Below are 25,796 nucleotides of genomic sequence, written 5' to 3'. Positions count from 1 at the left end.
CCTACTTTTCTTGTAAAAATTTTAAAATTTCTCGATTGAATGTTTTTGGATCTTTTTTTGCAAAAGAATGTCCTTGTTTCGGAATTAAAACAAATGAAGCGTTCGGAATATTTTTTGCCAAATAAATTGAATGAGAGCGTTTGATGATATCGTATTTACCAACAATCACTAAGGTCTTGGCTGTTAGTTTCCGTAAATCAGACCTAGAAACACCAATGTCGTGCGTCATTAAGCGAGTGAGAAGTAATTGTCGCTGCGCTTTTTTACTGAATAATGCAAAAAGTTTAAAAAAAATAGATTGAATGGATGTAATCAATCTTATCGGTAAATGGACTCCTTCAACCTCGGTATTGCCAGCGTTCAAAACTAAACGATGAACCATTTCAGGATGTTTTTTTGCAAAAACCATTGCCAAGTTCGCACCATCACTAAAGCCAACGATATTTGCTTGTGTAATGTGTTCTTGTTGCATAATTAAATAAATATCTTCTGCCATTTGATCAAAGGAGAGGATGTTACTATTATTTGTTGAACGAGCATGTCCTCGGCTGTCAATTGTAAAAACAGTAAAGTGGCGACTGAATTCAGGAACTTGTTTCTCAAAATATTTTCCACTTCCACCATTTCCATGAAGGAGAAACAGGGGAAAACCTGTACCTGATATTTCATAATAAATAAAACTATTATCAACAGCTATTAGTAATTTTTTTTGTTTTTCCATATCCATACCACCTGACTTCCTTAGTATATCTGTTTTTAATTAGATTTCAAACTAAAATGGTTAAATAGTATTTCAAATTTTTATTAAAGAATACTAAAGAATGACTCTTTTTTTAGATTTTTTTTAAATAATAAAGTATGATGAAATCTACTTATAAAAAGGTTGGATGATAAGATGGGCACATGGATGAAAATCGTAAAAAGATTGTTACTTTTGTTTTTACTATTACTGCTTATTGGTTTAGGTTATTTTGGTTTTAAGATTCGCCAAAACGTTCAGCAGGTGATGACCTACGAGGATGAAGTGGAACAAGCAGTGAAAGAGAATAATATTCCAGAGTACAAAAATTTAGTTTTAGCTATTATTTATACTGAATCAAAAGGTCGTACAGAGGACTTGATGCAAAGTAGTGAGAGTGCATATGGCGAGCGGCATATGATCGGAACAACCAAAGAAAGCATTGATAATGGAGTGGCCTTTCTAGCCCAATCGATCGATCAAGCCAATGAAGCAGGTTGTGATATTTGGACAGCTGTTCAAGCGTATAATTTTGGGTTAGATTATATTCAATTTGTGAAAGAACGCGGCGGGAAAAATTCGATTCGTCTAGCAGAAAAGTATTCAAAAGAAGTACTGTCACCATTGCTTGGAAATACGGAACAAAAAACATACCGTTATAATCGTCCGCAGGCATTGCTTTATAATGGAGGATTTTTATATAGTAATGGAGGAAACATGTTTTATGCTGATTTGGTAAGAATGAACGAACAGTTTATTAAGTGGTTAAAATAAAGTTAATATAAAAATACCGATCCTTAAGAATTATCGTATATGAATTAGTACGAATTCTTAAGGATTTTCTTGAAGTTCTTTCTATTAACAAGTAAACTAAGGAAGATGTATTTTTAACAATGAGAAAGTAGGGAATCAAATCCATGACAAATAAGTTTGATCTAAAACAAGGATTGACTCAATTAGAGGTAGAAGAACGAAAAAAACAGGGATTACAGAACGACTACGAAGAGAATGTCGCTAAATCCACAAAGGCCATTATCTATGATAACGTAATGACATTGTTTAACTTTTTAAACTTTGGAATCGCACTTTGTCTTCTTTTTGTTGGAGCCTACTCCAATTTAGCCTTTTTAGCCATTATATTAGTGAATATGGGAATGGGGATCTATCAAGAAATCCATGCTAGAAACTTAGTACAGAAATTATCGATTGTCGCTAAAGAAAGCGTTCATGTTATTCGTGACGGTAAAGAGGTAGAAATCGATACAAAAGAATTAGTAATAGATGATATCGTTTTGATCTCTGCGGGGGAACAAGTTCCGTCTGATATGGAAGTATTAGATGGAAAAGCAGAAGCTAATGAAGCATTGCTAACTGGTGAATCAGATTTGATCGAAAAAACGGAAGGTGACGTTTTATTATCTGGTAGTTTTCTAGCAAGTGGTCAAGTGTATGGAAAAGTGATTCATGTCGGGGCAGATAATTACGCGGTTAAGATCACAGCTGAAGCAAAAGTTCATAAACCAATTCAGTCTGAATTAGTTAATTCGATTCGTAAAGTATCGAAATTTACGAGCGTTGTGATTATTCCCTTGGGGATCATTTTGTTTGTAGAAAGTTTTATGATACGTGACTCTGGTATAGAAGCATCGGTAGTGGCATCGGCAGCGGCTTTACTTGGAATGTTGCCAAAAGGCTTGGTTCTCTTGATCAGTATTACGCTGACAACAGGGGTTGTAAAGTTAGCCAAAAAACGTATTCTGGTTCAAGATATGTATTCAATTGAAACATTAGCCCATGTCGATACACTTTGTTTAGATAAGACTGGAACAATCACTGAAGGTAAAATGAAAGTTCAAAAAGTTGAAGTGTTACATCCAAATTACCATGAAAATTTCTCGCAAATCATGGGTAGCTATTTAGCAGAAAGTACAGATAACAACATTACGATGCAAGCAATTCGTGATTATTTTGAACTTTCAAACCGTTTTGGTGCTATTAAGACGCTGTCATTTTCTTCCGAAAGAAAATGGGGAGCGATTGAATTTAAAGAGCTCGGGACAGTTTATCTTGGTGCGCCTGAAAAATTAGTTGCAGCTGAGCGTTTGCCAAAAGAAGTGATTGATGCACAAGAGAACGGATACCGTGTGTTAATGTTGGGAATTGCAGAAAATACGCCATTAGATGAAGAAAATATGCCCTATTTAGAACCATTAGCAGTGGTAGAAATCGATGACCCAATTCGTCAAAATGCTAATGAAACGTTAGCGTATTTACGTGAAGAAGGAATCGATTTAAAAGTTATTTCTGGTGATAACCCAGTCACGGTTTCTAATATTGCGCGTCGCGCCGGATTATTTGGCTATGAATCATATATTGATATGTCCACGATGGAAACAGAAGAAGACGTGCGTAGAGCAGTTCATGATTATACTGTTTTTGGTCGTGTAACTCCCCAACAAAAACGTACGATCGTTCGCGAATTAAAAGATAATGATCATGTTGTAGCGATGACAGGTGATGGCGTTAATGATGTTCTAGCTTTAAGAGAAGCAGATTGCAGCATTGCCATGGCAGAAGGTGATGGGGCAACGAGACAAATTTCTAATTTAGTGTTATTGGACTCTGATTTCACGACATTACCCGATGTCTTATTCGAAGGTCGACGTGTTGTGAATAATGTAACCAAAGTTGCGAGTGTTTTCTTTATAAAAACAATTTATTCGTTCATTTTATCGATGATCTGCGTGATTACGACAATTGCATTTCCTTTCATTCCGATTCAAATCACCTTGATCGATTTAGCAATTGAAGGATATCCGGCATTCTTCTTGTCATTTGAAAGCGATAAACGAAAAGTACAAGGAAAATTCTTACCAACAGCATTGAGAAATGCGTCTGTCAATGCAGTTTTAGTAGTGTTCAATATCGTGGCTGTTTACTTGATGGGACAAAATCAAGGGTTCGCTCAAATGGAAACAACGACATTGATGTATTATTTATTGATCGGTATTAGTTGTATGGCAGTCGTTCGTGCGTGTTTGCCGTTTAATCCATTAAGGATTTTCTTAGCTATTACAACTGTTGGTGGTATTTATGTTGCTGCAATGCTGTTCCATAGTATTTTAGAAGTAGGATTTTTAAATCACCAAACATTACCGATTTTTGCTGTGATGATGCTATTTAATATTGTGGTTCGAATCATGATCGGTCTTTTCCAAATGAAACGAGCTGGTAAAACGATCAAGGATCTTTAAAACGAGATGAAAAGTATAAAAATAAGGAGGGGGATCTATGAGTGGAGAATATCAAATGCGCAAAACGATTGGGAAATGTTTTCGCTCAGCTACAGATAATTTTAATGGTGTCATACGGATTTATGGCAGTCCATATATGTATCGTGTAATTAATGGCATCCCTGAAAAGGGGGCGATGTTGGAGGTCGTAGATTTTTCCAGCACAGAATTATTTGTATCTGTAAATAACTATTTATTCGAAAGTGATGTGAATTATATTGATAATCCTTAATAGTTTAATTTTTATTATTGTTCTTGTCTTGATTCTGATTCTTATCTCGAAAATGGTCATTATTGTCCAACAAGGTGAAGTAAAAATAGTTGAAAGTTTTGGTAAGTATGTTAAAACAATCGACCCTGGACTTCATTTCCTGATTCCAGTACTATACAAAGTAAGGGGACGCGTTTCTTTAAAACAAACACCTTTAGAAATTGAATCTCAAAGCGTCATTACACGTGATAATGTAATTGTTGAGGTGGATGAAGCAATCAAATATCATGTAACAGATGTTCGGGCGTTCGTTTATGATAATGAAGATTCAGTTACGTCTATGATTCAAGATTGCCAGTCAAATTTACGCGGCATCATAGGGAAGATGGACTTAAATGAAGTGCTTAATGGTACAGAAGAGATTAATGTAAGTTTATTTGAAAGTGTCAAAGACATCACGGCCGGCTACGGTTTATCTATCGACCGAATCAATATTGGCGAAATTTCTGTGTCAGATGAAATTGTAAATTCAATGAACAAACTGATCACGGCAAGTCGAGATAAAGAATCGACGATCACGATTTCAGAAGGTAGAAAACAATCGATCATCTTGGACTCAGAAGCAAATGCGTCACAAATGCAAATCGACGCTGAAGCTAGAGCGAAGCAAACAAAAATCGATGCAAACGCGAGAGCAGAACGAACAAAAATTGATGCGGATGCGGAAGCAGAACGTATTCGTATTACAACAGAAGCTGAGAGACAACGTATTTTATCGTTGAATCAAGCAATCAAAGAGAGTGACTTAAATGATCAAGCGTTAGCTTATTTAGGAATTGAAGCATTTAAGCAAGTTGTCAGAAGTGACACAAATACAGTGATCTTACCAAGTAACATGACTGAATTAGGAAATATCCCTGTCGTTAAGGAGTTGTGGACGGCACAAGATACTAAAATTCAAGAGACTCACAATGAACTGAGAAAGTAATCTCAGTCTTTATAGCTAATAGATGAAAAAACAGATGATAGTGGTCTGTTTTTTCTGTTTATCTATGATAAATAAAGTTACCATAATATTTTTATGTAAACTAATCCCATTAAAATACATTCGCTATGAAAATAAAAATGCAATTTACTTGAAAATTATGATTAGTATGATACAATGAAACATGTGTAATTGTGTCTTTTAAAAGTCGCGCTGAAGCTTTCAGTGCTTTTTTACTGACTATCGCATGAATTAGCTTTTAGCTATTTTTTGGAGGTGAGAACAGTGGCACAAAGAATTCCTCAAGAAGTTATCGAGGAAGTACGACAACGTACGAACATCGTTGATGTGGTTGGACAATATGTTCAATTAAAAAAATCCGGCAAGAATTATATGGGTTTATGTCCGTTTCATGAAGAACGTTCCCCTTCATTTTCAGTAGCAGAAGACAAACAAATTTTTCACTGTTTTGGCTGCGGAAAAGGCGGAACTGTTTTTAATTTTCTGCAAGAAATAGAAGGAATCAATTTTCCGGAATCCGTGAGAAGAGTGGCTGAATTAGAACAGATACCTGTCAATATCGATTGGGTTAATATGGAGTCTGACTCGACGGAAAATTTCCAAAATCGAAAATTAATTGAACTGCATAAAAAGGCAGCGGATCTATACCATCATGTTTTGATGAACACACAGATAGGTGAGCCAGCGTTGAATTATTTATTAGAGCGCGGATTGACCAAAGAACTGATCGAAACATTCAAAATAGGGTTCGCACCTCAAAAGCGTGATTTCTTGACTCAAGTATTTCAAAATGATGAAATTGCTGAAGAGTTATCAAAAGAGTCGGGATTGTTTATCCAAAGAGACAACGGTGAATTTTTGGATCGTTTTTATCAGCGTGTCATGTTTCCAATTAATGACGATCGTGGAAATATAATTGCTTTTTCAGGAAGATTACTTAAAACAGAAGATTTTTCGGGTGATGATATGCCTAAATATCTAAATAGTCCGGAAACTGTTTTGTTTAATAAAAGAGATACCTTATTTAACTTTGATAAAGCTCGTAAGGAAATCCGTAAAGAAGATACTGTATTTCTTTTTGAAGGATTTATGGATGTTATCGCAGCTTGGCAAGCGGGTATCACGAGTGGTGTTGCGTCGATGGGAACTAGTTTGACCAATGAGCAGATCCGTAAACTCGAACGTGTAGCGAAAGAACTAGTAGTTTGTTACGATGGTGACACAGCTGGAGTAGAAGCGACCAATCGTGCGATTTCTTTGTTAAGCGAGCACAGTCGTTTTCAATTAAGTATCGTCAGTATTCCAGAAAAATTGGATCCAGACGAGTACTTGAGAAAATATGGTGACGAGTCATTTCGTGAGTTAGCATTGCATGGTCGAGAGACAGTTTTTAGTTTTAAAATGCACTATCATCGTTTGACTAGAAATATGAATAACGAAAAAGAACAACTAGATTATGTGAACGATTTGTTACAAGAGTTGATATTAGTGCAGTCGCCATTAGAGCGAGATCGTTATTTAAATCAATTAGCACAAGAATTCCAATTATCTTTTCATTCTTTAGAAGAGCAACTAAAACAATTAGAAACACAACAACGCTCAACCAAAAGACGTGAACGCCAGCAACAAACAACGCCTGCACCTCAACTATATGAATTTGATGATATGCTTGAACCACCCGAAATGCCTGAAGAGATGTCCGCTCCTTTAGTGCAAAATAAGTTGCCTTTGACGCAAGTAGAAAAAGCAGAGCGTACATTGCTTTATCGTTTGATGAATGAACAAAGCGTCAGAAATCAAATGATTCAGCTATCAGAATTTAGTTTTGCTCATGACCAATATCAGGAACTTTATTTATTATTGGACAGTTATATGAGCATTCATTCTGACTTTTTACTTGCTGATTTTATTGATTATCTCAAAGAAGAAGCGGTTAAGAAGTTAGCGATTGATGTGTCTTTGCAAATAATTTCTGAAGAAAGTTCGGAGCGTGAAATTGCTGATGTCATAAAAGTGATTGAAAATTCTAGCTTAGAAGATCAAATTAAAGAAAAACAACTGCAGAAAAAAGAGGCAGAACGCCTTGGAAATAAGCAGTTAGTAGATGAACTAGCAATCGAAGTCGTAAACTTAGTAAAACAATTGCAAAAAAGTCGTACAGCGTCTTAATGATTCTTTTAGACAATGTAATTGACTATTATTTATATATTTAGCCGAATGGAAAAATGAAGGGGGCCTTCTTTCATGGAAAAAGAAACAGAAAAAAAATATGCAGCTGCATTGGCAGCCTTTATCAAAGAGAGCAAACCGAAAGGCAATGTTCTTTATGATGATCTAACAAACAAATTAGCAACGCCATTTACATTGAATGCCGACGAAATGGAGAAGTTGATCCAAAAAGTTGAAGATGCTGGAATCAGTGTTGTTGATGAAAATGGTGATCCAAGTGAACATAGTCTAAAAAAAGACGCTAAAGTTGCTGAAAAAGCCCAAATGGAAGATTTATCTGCCCCGACTGGTGTTAAAATCAATGATCCTGTCCGTATGTATTTAAAAGAGATCGGGCGTGTCCAATTATTAACGGCAGCAGAAGAAGTAGAATTAGCCTTAAAAATCGAAGAAGGGGATCAAGAAGCAAAACAACGTTTAGCAGAAGCTAACTTACGTTTAGTTGTTTCGATTGCAAAGCGTTATGTAGGACGTGGCATGCAATTTCTTGATCTGATCCAAGAAGGAAATATGGGTCTAATGAAAGCTGTTGAAAAATTTGATTATCGTAAAGGATTTAAATTTTCAACTTATGCGACATGGTGGATTCGTCAAGCGATCACTCGTGCGATTGCTGACCAAGCTAGAACGATTCGAATTCCTGTGCATATGGTGGAAACGATCAATAAATTGATTCGAATCCAACGTCAATTACTGCAAGATTTGGGTCGGGAACCAACACCTGAAGAAATCGGTGCAGAAATGGACTTACCAACTGAAAAAGTACGGGAAATCTTAAAAATTGCACAAGAGCCAGTTTCGTTGGAAACACCGATCGGTGAAGAAGATGATTCTCACCTTGGAGACTTCATTGAAGACCAAGATGCAACAAGTCCTGCTGAACATGCAGCATATGAGTTGTTGAAAGAACAATTAGAAGATGTACTTGACACATTAACTGACCGCGAAGAAAATGTGTTACGTTTACGCTTTGGTTTAGATGATGGGCGAACACGAACATTGGAAGAAGTGGGTAAAGTATTTGGTGTAACACGCGAACGGATTCGTCAAATCGAAGCGAAAGCACTACGTAAATTACGCCATCCTTCTCGTTCTAAACAATTGAAAGATTTTCTAGAATAAGAAGTTTTTTTCAAAAAATTTGAACAGCTCTTTTCGATTTCTTTCGGAAAGGGCTGTTTTTAACAATCGTAACAAAAAAGTTAGATAGTACATATTGGAAGAAACGCGATTTTATGGTAGATTAGATTTACGAATGTGTAGAATGTGAGGCGGAATGAATGACGAAAAAATGTCCGAATTGCGGAAATGAAATAGACAACCAAGAAGAAATCTGTCCAAAATGTGGTTATTCTTTTAAAGAAAATCAGTCAAAAGAAAAAAAGACAGACGATACTTCTAATTTTTTAAATAAAGAACAAAATGAAAATATCGAATGGTCAGAATTAAAGGATATGAGCATTGGTCATGTGATGACAATGTTTAATGAACAACAACCAGAAGAAAAAACACCAATTGAAACGAAAGAAGAAAAAGTATCGCCAACAGAAGAAAAAGAAAACACTGAAAAAGACACCATTTCACCAAATGACGAACCTTTGAATACTGCTGCTTTAAATCAATACATCAATGAACATAAAAATGATAAACCAATTGTTGATGCACCGATCGAATCAGAAAAGACAGATGAAGATGTTCAAAAGCTAGAAATTGACGAGCAACCACTAGCCTCTGGTGAAGAACTAGAATCAAATGATAAAGGACAAGATGAAGTGAATCCAAACGAATCCGATAAAAAAACAACTGAAACACCAGACAAAGAGTTAAATCAAGAAAATGAAACATTACCAAAAGAAGAAATCAAAAGATTCACTAAACCAGAAGAAGCAGTAACTGACACAAAACCGATCGGTCCAAAAGCATTGCCAAACAATACAGCAGAGATTCCATCAAAAAGTAAAAAACCTGAAGAAATAGAAATGGACGAAGCGCCGATTTTCTTTAAAGATGGAGAAGAAACTAAGACAGCTAAAAAACAATTTGAAACATCAAAAGATGAAGAGTCCAAACCAAAAGAAATAAAAAAAGAGGATTCAGGTCCTTCAACACACAAGAACTATAAAAAAATGTCAATCATTTTAGCGGCAGTTGTAGTACTTGCTGGAGGTTCATGGTTAGCCTATAGTCAGACACAAAAGAAGCCATCAACTGATGGTCAAGTGACACAAAAACAAGAAAAATTAGCTACCCAAACTGAAAAAGAATTAAATAGTTATTTTACAGATGATAAACAACTGTTTCTTAAACCAGAAATGGTTAGTGTTAGTCCAAAATCTATCAAAGAAAATTTAGATACTCTTAAAGAAGAGGCCAACTATAAAGATCTAGAATCTCTTTATAATAAAGTAGTTGAGAAGCAGACTGCGATTACCAAAGTAAATGAACTATTTGTGCAACCGATCATCGACGGAAACAAATTAAAAGATGTTGCAATCAAAGCTGATAAAAAAGTAGACCTTGCAAAGCGTGAAGGAACTGACGACTTTGATAAATTACTGAATCAGGCAACGGATCAAGCTGTGAATCAATATGATCAATTGCAAACTGCAAAAGCAGCCGTAGATGTTTTTTATAAAAACAATGAATTGACAGATGCTTTGACCAGAGAAAATTATACAGCCGCTAAGACAGAAGTCGATAAAGTCAAAAGCGAAACATTACGCAAACCATTAAATGAAGCCTTAGTAAAAGCTGATGCGTCATTAAAAGATACAGAGGCAGCGATTGCAGAGCAACAAGCAATTGCAGATCAAACTCCTGCTCAATCTAATGGGAGCACAGGTAGTCAGGGAAATGATACACAAGCGACTAATGGCGCACAACCTGACTCTAACACGTTTTCAGGACCGAATGCTCAAGGCATTTACACGGATCCTGTGTACTCAGTGAATCCTAATGATGTCAGTGATATGAGTAATCCTGCTTGGAGTTGGGCACCTGATGTCAAAGAAAAAGTAATTGCCACAAGTATTGAACGTGGGTATATCAAAGAAGGAGGCTATTCTTTACAACCAGCAAGAATTATAGACGGCGAAGGTTATTATAATTTATATGGAGCAGATAACCAATATCTAGTAACGATCAATGCTAAAACTGGTTGGTTCAAAGGAAATGCTTCAAGAAATGCAGGAAGATAAGACATTATTTTTCAGAAAATGAAGGTGGGTGTGGAACGAAAGTAAAAGTCACTTTTGTTTCACACCCTAAATAACGAATAAAGGTAGAGCGAATTTACTTTGCCTTTATTTTTTAATAAATACCAATGACGATTGGTTTCAGTACGAGGAGAATGGTATGGAAAATAAAGAATATGTAACGTTTAAAGAAGGGATAAATGCCTGCATCCCAACGATTTTGGGTTATTTAGGAATTGGTATCGCAGCGGGAGTAGTAGGAAAAAATGTTGGACTATCCATTATGGAGATCGCACTGATGTCGATTTTAATTTATGCCGGTGGAGCCCAGTTTATTATTTGTGGTATGCTAGCGATCCAGTCACCGATCTCAGCAATTATTTTTACAACTTTTTTAGTTAATTTGCGCCATTTTTTAATGAGTATGTCTGTGGCTTCTTATTTCAAGAAAGAACCGCTGATAACTAGTATTGGAATTGGTACTCTTTTAACTGATGAATCTTATGGCGTACTCATGACAGCATTAACAAACGACCGTCAAGTAAGTTCTGCTTGGACGCATGGTTTAAATATTACGGCTTATTTGGCGTGGATCATTTCAACTATCATAGGTGGATTATTAGGTACCTTTATCCCAGATCCTTACCTTTTAGGCTTAGATTTTGCTTTAGTAGCAATGTTTGCGGGATTGTTTATTTTACAAGTAGATGGACCCATCAAAAAGCATACGAAAGAAACATTGATTGTTTTAGGAACAGTTTGTCTATCGTTGTACGTATTTATGGGCTTTTTTTCACCAGAGATTTCTGTTCTATTCGCTACACTTTTAGGCTGTACAGTTGGGATGGTGAATCATCATGAGTAGTAATTATGTTTTGTTGACGATTTTAGGGTGTTCGATTGTTACCTGGATTCCACGGATTTTTCCCTTTTTGATTTCAAAACGGGTAGATTTTCCAGAATGGTTTCTTCGCTTTTTATCGTATATTCCTATTTGTATCTTGACGGCGCTCTTATTTCAGAGTATTTTAGAAGTTCAGGCAACAGGCTTTCCTAAAGTAAAAACGTTAGAAGCGTTAAGTTGTATTCCTACTTTACTTGTTGCTATTCGTACAAAAGATTTGATGAAAACAGTTGTAGTAGGAATCGTTACGATTGCATTATTACGTATTTTTTTAGGCTAAGTGCCAGAAGGAGAATAATATGAACGAATTATTAGCACAAATTTTTACAGCATTAGTAATCGATGAAAATGAAAGTCACTACTTTTTGCAAAAAAATGGGATTACATTGCGTTTATCTAAAGAAGAAGGTACACATGAGATCGGTGAAGCTGTAGAAGGCTTCGGTTATATGAATCAAAAACAAGAACCAGAGATGACGACGAACATACCTACGGCTCGGATAGGCCAATATGCATTCGGAACAGTGACAGGTACAAGACGTGATTTAGGCGCCTTTGTGGACATTGGTTTAAAAGATAAGGATGTTGTCGTTTCATTGGATGAACTGCCTGTAATGCGTGAATTATGGCCTAAAAAAGGGGATCAATTGATGATCGCTTTAAAAGTTGATAATAAAGAACGAATCTGGGGCGAATTAGCAGATGAGAAAATTTTCAAAGCGATGGCCAAACCTGGAACGGAAGAGTTGAAAAATGAAAATATCAGCGGCATCGTGTACCGCTTAAAAATGGTCGGTTCATTTGTTTTGACGGATGATTTTTATAGTGCCTTTATCCACCCTTCAGAACGTTATCAAGAACCTCGTTTAGGGGAAAGAGTGAATGGTCGTGTGATCGGTGTACGCCCGGATGGCACCCTTAATATTTCTTTAAAACCACGTGGTTATGAGGCTATCAGTGATGATGCAGCGATGATCTTAACTTTTTTGGAACGATCAGCAGATCATACTATCCCTTTTACAGATAAATCAAATCCTGAAGAAATCAAACAAACTTTCGGTATCAGCAAAGCACAATTCAAACGTGCAATCGGTAATTTATTGAAGCAAGGAAAAATTACTCAAGAAGCAGGATTGACTCATTTAAAAGAAGATCAATCAGAAAAATAGTAGTTTGTTTATTCTAATTGAGAATCACTTGCAAATACTCAAGAGATATTTTATACTTATTATAATGTAATACTAGAAATGACGATTCTAGATTATAATTATTATAATTAAGGGGCTGCATTAATGGATTCTACTGCTGCTTTAAAGAAGACAAAACAACAATTGCATGAATCTGGTTTCAAGCTGACGCCTCAACGAGAGGCAACAGTTTTGGTCCTACTTGAAAATGAGAAAGATCATTTATCTGCAGAAGATATTTACTTTTTAGTAAAGCAGAAGAGCCCGGAAATTGGTTTAGCAACGGTTTATCGAACATTAGAAATTTTAACTGACTTAAAAGTCGTAGATAAAGTAAGCTTCAATGACGGATTAGCGCGTTATGACTTACGTAAAGAAGGAGCAAAACATTTCCATCATCATCTTTTATGTTTAGAATGTGGAAATATCGAAGAAGTAGAAGATGATTTACTAGGTGAAGTAGAACAGGTGATCGAACAACGATATCATTTTATGGTGAAAGATCATCGCCTAACATTCCATGGTATCTGTCAAGCATGTCAACAAAAAAGGAAAAATCAACCAACTGAATAGCTTAGTTCTGAATAGTGAATGTCGAATAAAGCAAATTTTCATATTATCGTTTTTCGATTTTTACTTTTTAAATGATTGACAATTCTGACAGAATCTCTTACAATGACTTCAATAAACAATAAATGTTTTGATAAGAACTAGTAAGATAATACAGGCGTACAGAAAGTAGCCGGTTGTTGAGAGGCGCGCAAACCTAATGTATCTGAATTCCTCTTTGAACTTCACACCGAATCGAGTAGGCTGTGACGGTTATGTGCACCCGTTATTGTGCCAGGGTATAATTTTGTACCTGTCAAGTCAATGAGTGCAAGCTGATTGTAAACAAAGGTGGTAACACGGATCATTCGGTCTCGTCCTTTTCAGAAATGAAGAGGACGAGGCTTTTTTTATTTTAGTCGTATCAATTTTTTATTGTTTGATTATAGGAAAAATGAAGGGAAGTTATTGTATGAGTTTTAAATCATTAAGCAAACCGATCAATTTTGAACAAGTCAAATCTTTATCAAAATTAACACCTGAACAAGAGAAAGTAAAAGCTGTTCGTGATCAAGAATTAAAAGAAATCATCGAAGGGGAAAGTGAAAAAATTCTTTTAGTGATCGGTCCCTGTTCAGCACATAATGAAGATGCTGTAATGGAATATGTTACACGCTTAGCAAAGCTACAAGAAAAAGTCCAAGATAAAATTTTTATGGTTCCACGCGTTTATACCAATAAACCTAGGACAAATGGCGACGGCTATAAAGGATTATTACATCAACAAAATCCAGAAGGTGAAAGTAATTTAATCAAAGGAATTGCAGCCGTTCGCAGTTTACATAATCGTGTGATCAGTGAAACGGGATTAACAACAGCAGATGAAATGCTTTATCCTGAAAACTTAGAATTTGTTCAAGATCTAGTTAGTTATATTGCAGTTGGAGCGCGTTCTGTAGAGGACCAACAACATCGATTCGTTGCTAGTGGCATCAATCAACCCACAGGCATGAAAAATCCAACTAGCGGCAATTTAAAGGTATTATTTAACTCATTATATGCAGCACAACAAAAACAAGAATTTATTTTTAACGGACTTGAAGTTGAATCTAGCTCTAACCCCTTAGCGCATGTTGTATTAAGAGGTGGGTTAAACGAGTACGGAGAGAACAATCCTAACTATCACTACGAAGACTTATTGAAAGTAGTAAATCTGTATAAAGAGGGGGATTACAAAAATCCTTTTATCGTCATTGACACAAATCATGACAATTCTGGAAAACAACACAAAGAACAAATTAGGATCCTTAAAGAAACCTTGTTCAATCGCTCGTGGAATCATGATATGAAAAAATGGGTCCGTGGTTTTATGATTGAAAGTTTCCTTGAAGGTGGACGTCAAGAAGCCAATGGAAAAACATTTGGACAATCTATTACTGATCCATGTTTAGGATGGGATGAGACAGAGTCATTAGTGAACTATATTGCTGAACATGCTTGATTTCAATAAAAAAAAGAGGGCTTATGAGGCTAGGAAATAACTTTACGAGTTAAATTCTAGCTTTAAGGAATTCGAATAAACGGCGGGAGCAAAAACCATGCCTTCAGAAATAAGCGGGCGTTAAACGCTTGTGTCTCAATCTTGTGGGCGTATTTTAAAAATTTTGTCAAAAATCTTTTTTATTGATCAAGAAGGAGCTGGAAAAATGAATAGGAGTCATGTTGTTGCGTTACTTCAAATAAATTACCAAGCATTTAAAAAAGGTAAAGGGAAATGGTTTGATAAACGAGTAGTTTATACAGTTGCGCAATCATTCGCAAACAATGAACGCAGTTTCTCAGATATGGATTACCGTTGGATGGAAAAACAGCTTCAAAGTGAGCTGGGAATTTTTAATGTGTTAGTGCAACCAGTTAGAGGGATTTTATTAGGAATATTATTAGCAAATGGTAAATCGAAGGCATTAGATATTCATCTGTTGATCACTGATTATCAGCGATTGCGTGATGTGGGTTTCCAGGCGTCTTCCTACTCTTATTTTTCGGCTTACTTGCTTCAATATACTGAAACAGCTGAGAAAGAATTTATCATACGTAGAGGACAAAGTATTTTTGAAGAACTAAAGGCGCATCATTATTTTCTTACTGGTGCCGAGGATGGTATGGTTGCAATCGCTTTGGCTCAGCAAAAAAACTTAGAATCTTTGACGACTAAACAGGTTGGAGATTTGGTGGAAGAGTATTACCAAATCTTAAATGATCGTGGATTTCATAAGTCAAATCAACTTCAATTTGCTGCGGCGACCGCTGCTATGCTAACTGGCAAGTTCTCTATTGAATTGATCGACCAAATTGAATTTGTAATAGATGAGTTGAAAGGATTAGGGCTTCGATTTAGACCTGAATTTTATAATAGTATCGTCACACTTGCTTTTTTGAATACGTTAAAAAAAATAAATTTTCAAGCCTTAAGTGAGTACTTAGAGCTTCTTGAAGAAAAAACAAATTTACGTTTTTATAAGGACTTTCGTCATTATTTAGCTTTAGGTTTACTGATAAATGAAGAAATGAGCCTTTTGTCTAACAATAATTTGAATATATCCGCATTAACGATCACAATGATGATGGCACAAGAAGCTAGTGCAGTGGCTGCGGCTATTGCTGTCTCTGTAGCAGCTTCTAATTCCAGTTCATAAAAACGAATTTGGCTAGACAAATTTAGGTTTAACCTTTACAATAAGAAAGGCTTTCAAACAGATATTGTTCTTGAAAAGCAAAACGACACAAACAATTAAAATTGTAAAAAAATGTAAAACCAGAAGAAATGGTGAAATAGGTTTCTTTTATTTTCGGATGCAAAATCCTTTATCCCAATTTCTTTAAGATAGGAGGACAAAATATGTCCATGTTTTTAGATCAGGTAACGATCGATGTCAAAGCTGGTAAGGGTGGAGACGGAATGGTTGCCTTTCGTAGAGAAAAATACGTACCTGATGGCGGACCTGCCGGAGGTGATGGTGGTCAAGGCGGAGATGTTATTCTTGTTGTGGAAGAAGGATTACGTACCTTGATGGATTTTCGCTTTAATCGTCATTTTAAAGCACAGCCAGGTGAAAATGGCATGAGTAAAGGCATGCATGGCCGTGGCTCAGAAAATACCTTTGTAAAAGTTCCGCCAGGTACAACGGTTCGTGATGCTGAAACAGGTACGTTGATTGGTGATTTGATTGAAAATGGTCAGACACTGACTGTAGCAAAAGGCGGACGAGGTGGACGAGGGAATATTCGTTTTGCTTCTGCTAAAAATCCAGCACCTGAAATTGCTGAAAATGGTGAACCTGGTCAAGAAAGAAAAATCGAATTAGAATTGAAAGTTTTAGCTGACGTTGGTTTAGTTGGTTTTCCTTCAGTTGGAAAATCTACCTTACTTTCAGTTATTTCATCAGCTCGCCCTAAAATTGGTGCCTATCACTTTACAACATTAGTTCCTAACCTTGGAATGGTGTCAACAAGTGATGGACGTAGTTTTGCTGCGGCAGATTTGCCAGGGTTGATCGAAGGCGCATCTCAAGGTGTTGGACTTGGAACACAATTTTTACGCCATATTGAACGGACTAGGGTTATTTTACATGTAATCGATATGAGTGGGATGGAAGGACGCGATCCTTATGAAGATTATCTAGCTATCAATAAAGAGCTAGCATCTCACAACATGCGTTTGATGGAACGTCCACAAATTATTGTAGCAAATAAAATGGATATGCCAGAAGCAGAAGAAAATTTAAAAAAATTCAAAGAAAAAATCGAAAAAGAACGGACAGATGAGTATGCAGATCATCTACCGATTTTCCCGATTTCTGGTGTTTCACGTAAAGGAATCGAGCCTTTACTTAACGCAACAGCTGATTTGATCGATGTAACGCCAGAATTTCCATTATATGAGGAAGAAATCGTTGAAGATGTTGTTCGTTATGGTTTCCAACCAGAAGGACCAGAATTTACAATTGACCGTGATTCTGATGCAACGTGGATTTTATCTGGAGATTCGTTGGAGAAATTATTCCAAATGACCAACTTTGAACATGACGAAAGTGTTATGCGATTTGCACGTCAATTACGTGGTATGGGCATTGATGAAGCGTTACGAGCTCGTGGAGCGAAAGATGGAGATATTGTCCGAATCGGTGAGTATGAGTTTGAATTTGTAGAATAATAACGAAAAAAAAGCTGATGCTTGTGTATCGGCTCTTTTTTCGTTATTAAATTGAAGTATAGAGTATCTGAAACACTATATCGTTAAAACAGACATTTACAGAGTTAGAATTTTTTTTAAGCTTCGTTTATGTTTTCTTTTATATAATAAATTTAGTCAAAGGAAGAGGGAAATTACAACTTTATTAACAAAAATTTCACTTTAGGATGTGGTGATATCCATTGATCGATCCGGTACAGAGGTCACAGGCAAACAAATAGGAGGAACACCTTGTTTGTCAACCACCGAGATAATCGATTTTCATTGCTTTAATGACTAGTTTATTGATAGAATAAGAATATCAAAAAGAACGAGGTGGTCATATGTCTAAACGAGTTATTATTATGCATTTTGAAGTAGAAAGTCAAGCTTACCAAGCATTTTCAGAAATAAAGAAATTATATGCTGAAAAAAAAATCAAAGGAGAACAAATGGCTGTAGTAACCCATGTAAACGATGGTGTTCATCAGTTTAAAATCGATGATTTTCTAGATTTTACAGGCAATAATCATACATCAACGAATAGTATGATCGGAATGCTGATTGGTATTTTAGGTGGTCCATTAGGTATCTTATTAGGCTGGTTTGCAGGGAGTTTGTTCGGAGCTTCTCAAGATGCCAAAGAAATCCAAGGAGCCCAAACAGTTTTTGAACATGTGACAAAGCAAATCGGCGAAGGAGAAACGGGCTTGATCTTGATCGCTGAGGAAGATGACAATCGGCCTTTAAATCAATTGATCATGAACGAATTGGGTGGAGAAATCACTCGTCTAGATTTTGAAGACGTGGAAAAAGAAATTACAGATGCTAAAGCAGTAGAAAAAGAAACAAAAGATTCAGCTAAAAAATCATGGCACGATAAAAAACAGGATACAAACAAAATTGATGAAAATTAATCGTTGATCAGTGTTACAATAAAGAAGTGAGAAGACGTGACAAAGAATTTATGTCTACGCGTCTTCTTTTTTTATAAGGATGTGAAACAGATGCTGAAAATACTATTAGTTGAAGATGATGAAATCTTATCGGACAGTATTTTAGAAATTTTATCTGAAACAGGTGAAATCACTCAAGTTTATGATGGTGAAGAGGCTTTGTATGAGGGAGAACGGGGGATTTATGATCTGATCGTACTAGATTTGATGTTGCCATCACTATCGGGTGAGCAGGTCTTGACTGCTTTGAGGAAGAAAAATATTTATACCCCTGTTTTAATATTGACTGCTAAAGATGGGCTAGATGATAAAGTGAACGGCTTTAAAAACGGTGGCGATGATTATCTGACAAAGCCTTTTCACCGAGAAGAATTATTGCTGAGAGTTCAGGCACTTGCCCGTCGTGCATTAGGCATGAATGGTCAAAATAAGTTAGTTGTTAATGAACTAAGTTTGGATTTGGATAATCGTCAAGCATGTTTTAAGAACAACGAATTGACGCTTCAAGGGAAAGAATTTGATTTATTGCATTATCTAATGCAAAATCAGGGTCGCATCATTACAAAAGATCAATTGTTCGATCGAATTTGGGGATTTCAATCAGACACCACATTAACAGTTGTTGAAGTTTATATGAGCAACCTCAGGAAAAATTTAAAACCATTAGGAATTGACCGTTGGATCAAAACGTTACGTAATGTAGGCTATCTTTTTGAAGTACCAGAGGGCTTGGATCATGAATAAACAACTAAGCAAAAAACAAAGAATCAATTATTTTTTGATAAACTTACTTTCATTCGCAAGTATTTTCCTTATCTTAGGGCTGATCGTTTTTCAATTAGTGCAAACATCTATTTACCAAACAGTCGACCATGATTTAGAACGACTTGCTGATGATCAAAAGTTTCTACAACATCAACTGATCAAAAACGAACCATCAAAAGACAGTTCTTTTGAGTTAGGTAAATTTGATACACCGCCGCCTAACAATTTTCAACAACAGGTAATTCTTTGGTCAAAAAGCGGGGAAATACTCAATGAAGAAGAGTTAGGCTCTCGATTTTACGATTTCCAAAATTTAAACTTATCTACTGCAGATTTACGTAAAATCAGCAGTGTCCAAACCAAAGATAGTAATGGTCGTTCTTTGCAATTTCGCTCGATCACATTGCCAGTCGAAAATCAAAATCAGGTTGCTTATATTCAACTTTTGGTGAATACTGACCCTATAAAAGGAACTGTGGAACAATTTAAACAAATTCTGATCATCTGCATGATCATCTTTGGATTATTGTCCATTGCCCTAAGCTATTTTCTTTCCAAATGGTTTATGAAACCTATATTGATCTCTTGGAAAAAACAGCAAGAATTCGTTGAAAATGCCTCACATGAACTGAGAACACCTTTAACGATTATTCAAGCAAAATTAGAAAAATTATTCACAAAGCCAAATCATACGATTTTAGAAGAATCTGAAACAATTGCTTTATCACTAGATGAAGTACAACGCTTAAGCCAATTGACAAGTGATTTACTTCTATTAGCTCGTTCAGATTCCAATGCACTGACACTGGAAAAAGAGCCGGTAAAAATCAACCACTTTTTGAATACCATTTTATTGCCATATCAAGAATTAGCTTTAGCTGAAGAAAAAGCTTTTGTCATTGATTTAGGTGAAGAGCAGAAATTATTTTTCGATAAAAAAAGAATTCATCAGTTACTGATCATTTTGTTAGACAATGCACTTAAATATACTGAATCTGGTGAGAAAATCACTGTTTATTCAAGCGTAAAAAATAACGAATGGTCAATCAAAATCAGTGATACAGGCATTGGTATCGCCGAGGAGAAAAAAGCAGCAGTCTTTGAAAGATTCTATCGTGGAGAAGAATCACGAAATCGCAAAACAGGTGGCTATGGCATTGGACTATCTATTGCGAAGTGGATCGTGGACGAGCATCAAGGGAAAATTGAACTAACAGATACTACGCCAAAAGGAACTACTGTTATTTTACGTTTTCCTGTAAAATAAATATTATTTGCTAAAGCGGCAACTTTCTTCTAAAATAAAAGAGAAGTTTAAGGAAAGTTAGGTAGCTCATGGAATTACAATTTTTAGGTACAGGCGCTGGGGTTCCAGCAAAACATCGTAACGTAAGTAGTATCGCTCTAAAACTATTAGATGAAAGAAATGCAGTATGGTTATTTGATTGTGGTGAAGGGACACAGCTACAAATTCTAAAAAGCAATATCCGCCCAAGAAAAATCGAAAAAATTTTTATTACTCATTTGCATGGGGATCATATTTTTGGCTTGCCTGGTTTATTAAGCAGTCGTTCGTTCCAAGGCGGAAATGAAAAATTAGAAATTTATGGTCCAACTGGTATAGCAGAGTTCGTTCGAACCACATTAAAAGTGTCACAGACACGTCTTTCATATGAATTAACGTTTATTGAAATAAAAGAAGGTGTCGTATTTTCTGACAAACAATTCACTGTGACGTGCAAAAAATTAGATCATGGAATTGCTAGTTTTGGCTATCGCATCGTAGAAGCCGATCATGAAGGAGAATTGCAAGTCGACAAATTAGCTGCTTTAAACATCCCCTCGGGTCCAATCTATGGTCAAATCAAGCGTGGGGAATCCGTAACATTATCAGATGGACGAGTAATTGATGGGAAAGACTTTGTTGGTGAAAGAAAATCGGGTAGAATCGTAACGATTCTTGGCGATACCAGAAAAACACCAAATAGTGTCTCGCTAGCAGAAAATGCGGATATCTTAGTGCACGAGAGTACCTTCAATAAAGACGAAGAAAAAATGGCGAAAGCCTATTATCACTCTACAAGCCAACAAGCAGCACAAGTCGCGTTAGAAGCCCATGTGGAAAAACTAATATTGACGCACATCAGCGCGCGTTATTTAACTGGTGATATTATCCATTTAGAAAATGAAGCAAAAGAGATTTTTCCTAAAACAAGAATCGTGAAAGATATGGAAATAGTAGAGATTCCATTTAAAGCTGAGTAAGGGGGAATTAGGATGTACAAAGGACAAGATTTAACAGATAAGGTAGTCGTGGTAACAGGCGGTTCAGCTGGTTTAGGCGAACAAATTTGTTATGAAGCAGCAAAAAAAGGAGCAATCGTCGTTGTATGCGCCAGACGAATCAATTTGATTGGTAAAGTAAAAGAAACCTGTGAAGAACTAAGTGGTAAAACTGCATTTTCTTTCCAGCTAGATATTTCAGATCCAGAAAATGTAGAGAATGTTTTTGAAAAAATCAAAGCAGAAGTAGGTCCTATTGATGTTTTAGTCAACAATGCAGGTTTTGGAATTTTTGAAAACTTTGTAGATATTGATTTAGCAGTCGCTAGAAATATGTTTGAAGTGAATGTTTTAGGTTTGATGGTATTTACGCAAAAAGCAGCGCTTCAAATGGCTGAAAGAGGATCTGGTCATATCATCAATGTGGCTTCTATGGCTGGAAAAATGGCCACAGCAAAATCGACAGTTTATTCAGCTACGAAATTTGCCGTTTTAGGATTTTCAAATGCATTACGCCTAGAATTAAAGCCTTTAGGAATTTCTGTGACAACAGTTAATCCAGGTCCCATTCAAACAGAGTTTTTTGATAAAGCTGATCCATCAGGCGACTATTTAGCTTCTGTCGACTTGTTTGTATTAGAGCCAAATAAATTAGCCAAAGAAATCGTGAATGCTATGGGTACATGCAAACGAGAAATCAATCGTCCAAGATTGATGGAAGGTGCCTATCGTTTATACACATTATTTCCGCATATGGGGGATTTATTAGCTAGTGGTGTATTAAATAAAAAGTAACATATCAAATCAGCGTTTACTTACATGAGGGGGAAATCAAATATGAAAAATCAATGGCGTGTCGTTATCGGCCTTATTTTAGTTTTGATCGTTGTTATTTTTGCAGTGTTAAATAGTCAAACAGTACCAGTCAATTTCGGGTTTACGAAAATTACCGGTCCGCTGATCCTTATTATTCTAGGATCTGCGATTCTCGGCGCACTAATCGGCTTACTAACGTCGACAACTACATTGTTGAAACAGAAAAAACAAGTGAAAGAGTTACAGAGCGAAATTGAAGTATATAAAACAGATGCAGATAAATTAGCACAAGACGAAATTGAAAAAGTAAAAAGAACATACGAAAATCAGCTGGCTGAACTACAAGCGAAATATGATGCTGTAGCAGCTGCTGCGCCTATCACGCCAAGTGCTGATACGGAGTCTGTGGGCAGTCGTGTCGATCATTTTACTAAACCAAGAAGCGGCGAAGAAAAAATATAACACTAAAAAAGCAAAGGTAAAGCATAAACCGTTTATCTTTGCTTTTTAATTTGTTGATTTTTAGGATACTTTCTTTAGTTTTCTTGCGCTATTTGATATAATTATCTGGTTAGGAGTGACGTCGTGAAAAAAGCAAAATATACATGGCAATTACGAGAAAAGAGTGATTTGCCTGAAGAATTTTCAAATATACTAACCAATGAACAAATCAATCCCTTATTGGGCCAGATTTTATGGCATCGTGGTATTCAGTCAAAAGAAGCGCTAGAAACGTTTTTGCGCCCTACAATAGACAATCTTTATGATCCTTTTTTAATGCATGATATGGAAAAAACAGTAACAAGAATCCAAGATGCTGTAGCCCAAGGTGAAAAAATAGTGGTTTACGGGGATTATGATGCAGATGGTATTACAAGTACCACGGTTATGAAAGAAGCAATCGAGCTGATTGGCGGGGAAGTGGAGTACTTCTTGCCGAATCGATTCATTCACGGTTATGGACCTAATCTAGCTGTCTTTAAAGAACAAATTGAAAATGGTGTCCAATTAATTATTACTGTTGACAATGGAGTTGCAGGGAATGAAGCTATCAACTATGCCATGGAGCAAGGGATCGATGTCATCGTAACAGATCATCATGAATTGCCTCCAGAATTACCAAAGGCGTTTTCGATCATTCATCCGAAACATCCACAAGGTCATTATCCCTTTGGAGAATTAGCTGGAGTGGGAGTGGCTTTTAAAGTTGCAACTGCTTTATTAGGAGAATTGCCTGCTGAATTTCTTGATTTAGTAGCGATCGGTACAATTGCTGATTTAGTTTCACTAACAGATGAAAATCGAGTACTTGTCAAAATGGGACTGGAAATGATTCAAAATGGTGAAAGAATCGGCTTAGATAGTTTGATCCACTCAGCTGAACTAAAAAAAGAAGCCATTAGTGAGGAAAATATTGGTTTTACGATCGCACCACGATTGAATGCATTAGGTAGATTAGGTGATGCGACTCCAGGTGTGGAACTGATGACAACATTTGATGAAGAAGAAGCAGAGCGAATCGCAACGTATATCAATAGCCAAAATGATGAACGAAAAGAAATCGTGGCTAAGATCACTAAAGAAGCTTTTGAACTTATTGACCCCACTGATTCTATCCATATTGTTGCAAAGCAGGGGTGGCACGAAGGGGTTCTTGGGATCGTTGCTGGCAGAATCATGCAAGATACAGGGAAACCGACGATCGTGCTTACGATCGATGAAAACAACGAATCAGCTAAAGGTTCTGGCCGAAGCGTCTCAGCTTTGAATTTGTTTGATGCATTAAGTGAAATTCGTGAAGAATTTACACATTTTGGTGGTCATCATATGGCTGCTGGTATGACGTTGCCTGTGGTCAATATCGCTAAAGTAAAACAACATCTGATCCATTATCTAGAGACAAATCAAATCGATTTGTCTCAAGGACAAGAACTCTTGATAGATGAGTCATTAAAAGTTGAAGAAGCAACGATTTCATTTATTCAGCAATTAAAAATTCTTGCTCCTTTAGGTACAGATAATCCCGTACCTAATTTCTTATTTGAAGATGTCTCAGTCGAACAAAGCCGTCAAATCGGAGCAGATAAAAGTCATCTTAAATTCCAAATAAGCCAAGGCAGTACTAAATTAGATGCCATTGCCTTTCAAATGGGCAACCAAGTCGATGAATTCGGGCAGGGAACGACCAATATAGCAGGGCAATTGTCGATCAATGAGTGGAATGGAAATAAAAAACCGCAACTAATGGTCAGCGATTTTTCAGTTGATGGCGTTCAGTTATTCGATCTACGAGGGAAAAATGCTCGCCAAAAAGAAATACCTTCAGCAAATACGCTATATGTTTATTTTAATGTAGATAGCCAAAAATTGATCGATGATCAAACTAGTCAGCAACATTTGTTTACCAGTATTCCTGAAGCAGTAGCAACGATCGAAGCAACAAATAGCGAACAACTCGTTTTTGTTGACTGTCCAGACGATATCGATTTATTAAAACAAATCACACAAGTTGGAAAAATAGAGCGTGTCTATATGATGGGAATTTCTCAAGAAGAAGCCTATTTAAATGGAACTGGAACAAGAGAACAATATGCCCAACTATACAAATTTGTGAGACAACAGGAACAAGTAGATGTTCGCTATAAACTGAATGTTGTCGCTAAACATTTAAAAATACAAGAAAAGTTATTAATTTTTATGATTCAGGTGTTTTTTGATCTAGGATTTGTTACAATAGAAAACGGTGTTTTAAGAAAAGTTGAGAACCCTGAAAATCATCCTTTGACGGAAAGTACGGTCTATCAAACTCGCTTAAAAAGAATTAAAACAGAAGAGTTTTTGTTATACAGCGATCGTGAGACATTACAACAATGGCTGTGGAATGAGGAGGAAGTATAAAAAATGGATTTAAAAGATTATATTGCTAGTATTCCAGATTATCCAGAAAAAGGCGTTATATTTAGAGATATCTCACCATTGATGGCAAATGGGGAGGCGTATCGTGAAGCAACAAAACAAATCGTTGATTATGCAAAAGAAAAAAGAATCGACATGGTCGTAGGACCTGAAGCACGTGGCTTTATCGTAGGATGTCCTGTGGCATACGAGCTAGGTGTTGGTTTTGCTCCTGTCCGTAAAAAAGGCAAGTTGCCTCGTGAAACAATAGAAGTAACCTATGATTTAGAATATGGTTCGGATACATTAACGCTTCACAAAGATGCGATAATCCCTGGGCAACGAGTATTGATCTGTGATGATTTATTAGCAACTGGCGGCACAATCAAGGCGACTATCGAGCTGATTGAGTCTTTAGGCGGAATTGTTGTAGGTTGTGCATTTTTGATCGAATTGATGGACTTACACGGACGTGACAAAATTAACGGCTATGAAATCGTTACATTGATGGAATATTAAAAAAATGATCTTTACCTTG

General features: G+C 36.3%; 23 protein-coding genes and 1 other annotated feature. Of the genes, 22 read left to right on the top strand and 1 reads right to left on the bottom strand.

Going from position 1 to position 25,796, the window contains the following annotated elements:
- Nucleotide 1: 1 nt before the first annotated feature.
- Nucleotides 2-721, bottom strand: a complete 720-nt coding sequence (locus tag AC4BC4_RS08205) for an alpha/beta fold hydrolase (protein WP_438755945.1) — start codon at nt 719-721, stop codon at nt 2-4.
- Nucleotides 722-895: 174 nt separating this feature from the next.
- Here AC4BC4_RS08205 and AC4BC4_RS08200 point away from each other — a divergent pair, with 174 nt between their 5' ends.
- The 22 genes from AC4BC4_RS08200 to AC4BC4_RS08095 all read left to right on the top strand — a co-directional run bounded on the left by AC4BC4_RS08200 (nt 896) and on the right by AC4BC4_RS08095 (nt 25,777).
- Nucleotides 896-1,513: a lysozyme family protein gene (locus AC4BC4_RS08200; RefSeq protein WP_490475330.1), complete on the top strand. Its 618-nt coding sequence runs from the start codon at nt 896-898 to the stop codon at nt 1,511-1,513.
- Nucleotides 1,514-1,656: 143 nt separating this feature from the next.
- Nucleotides 1,657-3,993, top strand: a complete 2,337-nt coding sequence (locus AC4BC4_RS08195; RefSeq protein WP_490475329.1) for a cation-translocating P-type ATPase — start codon at nt 1,657-1,659, stop codon at nt 3,991-3,993.
- 37 nt (nt 3,994-4,030) lie between these two features.
- Nucleotides 4,031-4,264 carry a hypothetical protein gene (locus tag AC4BC4_RS08190; protein WP_438755948.1) on the top strand — a complete coding sequence of 78 codons (234 nt, stop codon included), beginning with the start codon at nt 4,031-4,033 and terminating at the stop codon, nt 4,262-4,264.
- A gap of 52 nt (nt 4,265-4,316) precedes the next feature.
- Complete coding sequence (locus AC4BC4_RS08185; protein ID WP_438758790.1) at nt 4,317-5,231, top strand: SPFH domain-containing protein; 915 nt, start codon at nt 4,317-4,319, stop codon at nt 5,229-5,231.
- 282 nt (nt 5,232-5,513) lie between these two features.
- Nucleotides 5,514-7,418: a DNA primase gene (gene dnaG, locus AC4BC4_RS08180; RefSeq protein ID WP_490475328.1), complete on the top strand. Its 1,905-nt coding sequence runs from the start codon at nt 5,514-5,516 to the stop codon at nt 7,416-7,418.
- A gap of 75 nt (nt 7,419-7,493) precedes the next feature.
- Nucleotides 7,494-8,600 (top strand): RNA polymerase sigma factor RpoD, encoded by a 1,107-nt coding sequence (gene rpoD / locus AC4BC4_RS08175; protein WP_025868903.1) that lies wholly within the window; start codon nt 7,494-7,496, stop codon nt 8,598-8,600.
- Nucleotides 8,601-8,758: 158 nt separating this feature from the next.
- Nucleotides 8,759-10,675 carry a cell division site-positioning protein MapZ family protein gene (locus tag AC4BC4_RS08170; RefSeq protein ID WP_490475327.1) on the top strand — a complete coding sequence of 639 codons (1,917 nt, stop codon included), beginning with the start codon at nt 8,759-8,761 and terminating at the stop codon, nt 10,673-10,675.
- Between the two features lie 157 nt (nt 10,676-10,832).
- Nucleotides 10,833-11,537 (top strand): AzlC family ABC transporter permease, encoded by a 705-nt coding sequence (locus tag AC4BC4_RS08165; RefSeq protein ID WP_490475326.1) that lies wholly within the window; start codon nt 10,833-10,835, stop codon nt 11,535-11,537.
- The gene (locus AC4BC4_RS08160; protein WP_490475325.1) at nt 11,530-11,856 is read left to right on the top strand and encodes an AzlD domain-containing protein; all 327 of its coding nucleotides are present in this window, start codon (nt 11,530-11,532) and stop codon (nt 11,854-11,856) included. Before AC4BC4_RS08165 ends, AC4BC4_RS08160 begins: the two co-directional genes overlap by 8 nt.
- Before the next feature lie 19 nt (nt 11,857-11,875).
- On the top strand, nt 11,876-12,745 hold the full coding sequence (locus AC4BC4_RS08155; protein WP_490475324.1) for a CvfB family protein: 870 nt from the start codon (nt 11,876-11,878) through the stop codon (nt 12,743-12,745).
- A gap of 123 nt (nt 12,746-12,868) precedes the next feature.
- Nucleotides 12,869-13,336 carry a ferric iron uptake transcriptional regulator gene (gene fur, locus AC4BC4_RS08150; protein ID WP_490475323.1) on the top strand — a complete coding sequence of 156 codons (468 nt, stop codon included), beginning with the start codon at nt 12,869-12,871 and terminating at the stop codon, nt 13,334-13,336.
- Nucleotides 13,337-13,454: 118 nt separating this feature from the next.
- Nucleotides 13,455-13,697, top strand: a binding site (T-box leader).
- Nucleotides 13,698-13,784: 87 nt separating this feature from the next.
- Nucleotides 13,785-14,813, top strand: a complete 1,029-nt coding sequence (locus AC4BC4_RS08145; protein WP_490475322.1) for a 3-deoxy-7-phosphoheptulonate synthase — start codon at nt 13,785-13,787, stop codon at nt 14,811-14,813.
- A 205-nt stretch (nt 14,814-15,018) separates the two neighbouring features.
- On the top strand, nt 15,019-16,008 hold the full coding sequence (locus tag AC4BC4_RS08140; protein WP_490475321.1) for a DUF4003 family protein: 990 nt from the start codon (nt 15,019-15,021) through the stop codon (nt 16,006-16,008).
- A gap of 203 nt (nt 16,009-16,211) precedes the next feature.
- Complete coding sequence (gene obgE, locus AC4BC4_RS08135) at nt 16,212-17,525, top strand: GTPase ObgE (protein ID WP_438755957.1); 1,314 nt, start codon at nt 16,212-16,214, stop codon at nt 17,523-17,525.
- Nucleotides 17,526-17,887: 362 nt separating this feature from the next.
- Complete coding sequence (locus AC4BC4_RS08130) at nt 17,888-18,460, top strand: DUF1269 domain-containing protein (protein WP_438755961.1); 573 nt, start codon at nt 17,888-17,890, stop codon at nt 18,458-18,460.
- Between the two features lie 90 nt (nt 18,461-18,550).
- Nucleotides 18,551-19,243, top strand: coding sequence for a response regulator transcription factor (locus AC4BC4_RS08125; protein ID WP_490475320.1), 693 nt, complete (start codon nt 18,551-18,553; stop codon nt 19,241-19,243).
- Nucleotides 19,236-20,531: a sensor histidine kinase gene (locus AC4BC4_RS08120; protein ID WP_490475319.1), complete on the top strand. Its 1,296-nt coding sequence runs from the start codon at nt 19,236-19,238 to the stop codon at nt 20,529-20,531. Before AC4BC4_RS08125 ends, AC4BC4_RS08120 begins: the two co-directional genes overlap by 8 nt.
- 68 nt (nt 20,532-20,599) lie before the next feature.
- A complete protein-coding gene (rnz, locus tag AC4BC4_RS08115; RefSeq protein WP_490475318.1) occupies nt 20,600-21,529 on the top strand; it encodes a ribonuclease Z in 930 nt (309 codons plus the stop codon).
- A 12-nt stretch (nt 21,530-21,541) separates the two neighbouring features.
- Complete coding sequence (locus tag AC4BC4_RS08110) at nt 21,542-22,342, top strand: SDR family NAD(P)-dependent oxidoreductase (RefSeq protein ID WP_490475317.1); 801 nt, start codon at nt 21,542-21,544, stop codon at nt 22,340-22,342.
- Nucleotides 22,343-22,384: 42 nt separating this feature from the next.
- A complete protein-coding gene (locus AC4BC4_RS08105; protein WP_438755966.1) occupies nt 22,385-22,825 on the top strand; it encodes a LapA family protein in 441 nt (146 codons plus the stop codon).
- A 123-nt stretch (nt 22,826-22,948) separates the two neighbouring features.
- Nucleotides 22,949-25,261, top strand: a complete 2,313-nt coding sequence (gene recJ, locus AC4BC4_RS08100) for a single-stranded-DNA-specific exonuclease RecJ (RefSeq protein ID WP_490475316.1) — start codon at nt 22,949-22,951, stop codon at nt 25,259-25,261.
- Between the two features lie 3 nt (nt 25,262-25,264).
- Entirely contained in the window at nt 25,265-25,777 is a 513-nt protein-coding gene (locus AC4BC4_RS08095; RefSeq protein WP_438755968.1) for an adenine phosphoribosyltransferase, read from the top strand.
- Nucleotides 25,778-25,796 lie beyond the last annotated feature (19 nt).

The organism is Enterococcus sp. AMC1086 (assembly GCF_058216575.1).
Note: the sequence above shows the minus strand (reverse complement) of the source record. Positions and strands in the feature narration are given on the sequence as shown.

Bases quoted from the DNA above. Each gene is read 5' to 3' on its own strand.
- rpoD (WP_025868903.1), top strand. From the start codon at position 7,494: ATGGAAAAAGAAACAGAAAAAAAATATGCAGCTGCATTGGCAGCCTTT.
- AC4BC4_RS08155 (WP_490475324.1), top strand. From the start codon at position 11,876: ATGAACGAATTATTAGCACAAATTTTTACAGCATTAGTAATCGATGAA.
- AC4BC4_RS08145 (WP_490475322.1), top strand. From the start codon at position 13,785: ATGAGTTTTAAATCATTAAGCAAACCGATCAATTTTGAACAAGTCAAA.
- AC4BC4_RS08140 (WP_490475321.1), top strand. From the start codon at position 15,019: ATGAATAGGAGTCATGTTGTTGCGTTACTTCAAATAAATTACCAAGCA.
- AC4BC4_RS08190 (WP_438755948.1), top strand. From the start codon at position 4,031: ATGAGTGGAGAATATCAAATGCGCAAAACGATTGGGAAATGTTTTCGC.
- AC4BC4_RS08195 (WP_490475329.1), top strand. From the start codon at position 1,657: ATGACAAATAAGTTTGATCTAAAACAAGGATTGACTCAATTAGAGGTA.
- AC4BC4_RS08170 (WP_490475327.1), top strand. From the start codon at position 8,759: ATGACGAAAAAATGTCCGAATTGCGGAAATGAAATAGACAACCAAGAA.
- rnz (WP_490475318.1), top strand. From the start codon at position 20,600: ATGGAATTACAATTTTTAGGTACAGGCGCTGGGGTTCCAGCAAAACAT.
- AC4BC4_RS08110 (WP_490475317.1), top strand. From the start codon at position 21,542: ATGTACAAAGGACAAGATTTAACAGATAAGGTAGTCGTGGTAACAGGC.
- AC4BC4_RS08185 (WP_438758790.1), top strand. From the start codon at position 4,317: ATGGTCATTATTGTCCAACAAGGTGAAGTAAAAATAGTTGAAAGTTTT.
- AC4BC4_RS08200 (WP_490475330.1), top strand. From the start codon at position 896: ATGGGCACATGGATGAAAATCGTAAAAAGATTGTTACTTTTGTTTTTA.
- AC4BC4_RS08120 (WP_490475319.1), top strand. From the start codon at position 19,236: ATGAATAAACAACTAAGCAAAAAACAAAGAATCAATTATTTTTTGATA.
- AC4BC4_RS08160 (WP_490475325.1), top strand. From the start codon at position 11,530: ATGAGTAGTAATTATGTTTTGTTGACGATTTTAGGGTGTTCGATTGTT.
- obgE (WP_438755957.1), top strand. From the start codon at position 16,212: ATGTCCATGTTTTTAGATCAGGTAACGATCGATGTCAAAGCTGGTAAG.
- AC4BC4_RS08125 (WP_490475320.1), top strand. From the start codon at position 18,551: ATGCTGAAAATACTATTAGTTGAAGATGATGAAATCTTATCGGACAGT.
- AC4BC4_RS08130 (WP_438755961.1), top strand. From the start codon at position 17,888: ATGTCTAAACGAGTTATTATTATGCATTTTGAAGTAGAAAGTCAAGCT.
- AC4BC4_RS08105 (WP_438755966.1), top strand. From the start codon at position 22,385: ATGAAAAATCAATGGCGTGTCGTTATCGGCCTTATTTTAGTTTTGATC.
- fur (WP_490475323.1), top strand. From the start codon at position 12,869: ATGGATTCTACTGCTGCTTTAAAGAAGACAAAACAACAATTGCATGAA.
- AC4BC4_RS08165 (WP_490475326.1), top strand. From the start codon at position 10,833: ATGGAAAATAAAGAATATGTAACGTTTAAAGAAGGGATAAATGCCTGC.
- AC4BC4_RS08095 (WP_438755968.1), top strand. From the start codon at position 25,265: ATGGATTTAAAAGATTATATTGCTAGTATTCCAGATTATCCAGAAAAA.
- AC4BC4_RS08205 (WP_438755945.1), bottom strand. From the start codon at position 721: ATGGAAAAACAAAAAAAATTACTAATAGCTGTTGATAATAGTTTTATT.